Source organism: Psychrobacter sp. TB20-MNA-CIBAN-0197, assembly GCF_040309765.1.
In the GTDB taxonomy this organism is placed as follows: Bacteria; Pseudomonadota; Gammaproteobacteria; order Pseudomonadales; family Moraxellaceae; genus Psychrobacter; species Psychrobacter submarinus.
The window spans coordinates 1-392 of the sequence record NZ_JBEOPC010000147.1; the positions used below are offsets into that span (position 1 = coordinate 1).

The following is a 392-nucleotide window of genomic DNA, read 5'->3' on the forward strand; positions in this document are numbered from 1 at the left end:
GGATTGCGCGGTTTCGTCATCAGGAACGTCATCAAGGATGTCTTCCTGGCCGGGCAATTCGGTGATGACGCTGAAGTCGCTGACCTCGACCGCGCCATTGCCATACCCCAGCAAATGAAACGAGAACGCCTTGCGCGGCTGGGGGTTTTCAAAGCTGAAGTCCAACTCCAGTGGCTGGTCCGCCGTGGCGACCATTTCCGTAGGCAGGCCCAGTTGCACGTCCTGTTCGAATTGCTTGGCCTTGAGCTGAATGTACGCCGCCTGCTGCGGATCGACCGAGCGAACGGTCAGGCGTACGCGGGTGTGCGAGCCTTTGGGCATTTCCAGGTATTGCGCGCCGATCAGGTTGTCGGCCCAGTCATCCTTGATCTGCGCTTGCAGAGGGATGATGT

Annotated in this window: 1 protein-coding gene; it reads right to left on the reverse strand. The window is 59.2% G+C overall.

Annotated elements, in window-relative coordinates:
• Nucleotides 1-392, reverse strand: a 392-nt coding sequence (locus AAEY83_RS13050; protein WP_351059376.1) for a hypothetical protein, incomplete at both ends; no start/stop codon positions are given.